We start from the raw sequence: 905 nt of genomic DNA, 5'->3' as shown, positions 1-905 counted from the left end.
GCTTCCTGCTATTGCAATAAACTTCCCTAAGTTTGTTGACGGGCGCGGCTACTCCTATGCTCGTATACTTCGCGACCGTTTGAACTTTGAGGGTGAAATTCGTGCAATTGGCGACATTCTTCACGACCAGCTTTTCTATCTGAAACGCTGCGGTTTTGACGCATATGCAGTTCGAGAAGACAAAGATATTGAGGTCGCACAAGAAGGCTTGTCCGACTTTACTGAATCTTATCAAGCAGCAAGCTTTATGAATCAACCACTATTTCGCCGTCGCGGCTAACGAGTGCTTAGTACCCACCTCTAAGACCCCAAACCAGGATCTTAGAGGTGGAGCTTTTCAAACAAACTCCCCCTCCTCTTCCCCTTACGTCGTTCTTCATCCGCTAAAAATACAGCTATACTAATAACATATCTGGCGTTTTTTAAAGGAGTCAGCAATGCGTATTGGTGTACCAAAAGAAGTCAAAAATAACGAATTCCGCGTCGCCATGACGCCTAACATTGCTCACGAGCTCTATTCTCATGGACATAAGGTTTTTATAGAGAAAGATGCAGGATTAGGATCCGGTTTTTCAAACCAAGAATACCTTGACGCAGGGTCGACTGTGCTCGAATCTGCTGTTGATATTTTTCACCAAGCAAACCTGATTCTTAAGGTAAAGGAGCCGCAAGCCTGGGAGCGCAGCCAGCTCACCGCAGGTCATATACTGTTTACATATTTACACCTTGCACCAGATCTTCAGCAAACAAGCGACTTGCTAGATAGTAAAGCAACGTGCATCGCCTATGAGACGGTTTCCGATGCTGCGGGACACCTTCCTCTTCTTACACCAATGTCAGAGATTGCTGGCCGAATGTCAATTCAGGCAGGCGCTCACTGCCTTGAGAAATCGCAGGGAGGTCGC

Annotated in this window: 2 protein-coding genes; both read left to right on the top strand. The window is 46.5% G+C overall.

The window, feature by feature from the left end:
- A partial coding sequence (locus tag A3756_RS21870; protein ID WP_156490678.1) for a DUF934 domain-containing protein occupies positions 1 to 280 on the top strand: 280 nt, incomplete at its 5' end.
- Between the two features lie 157 nt (positions 281 to 437).
- Positions 438 to 905 (top strand): alanine dehydrogenase (locus A3756_RS21865; RefSeq protein ID WP_368664613.1); only part of this gene is annotated, 468 nt, incomplete at its 3' end.

This window comes from Oleiphilus sp. HI0086 (assembly GCF_001635225.1).
The sequence above is the reverse complement of the archived record's forward strand: the minus strand, read 5'-3'. Positions and strand labels throughout refer to the sequence as shown.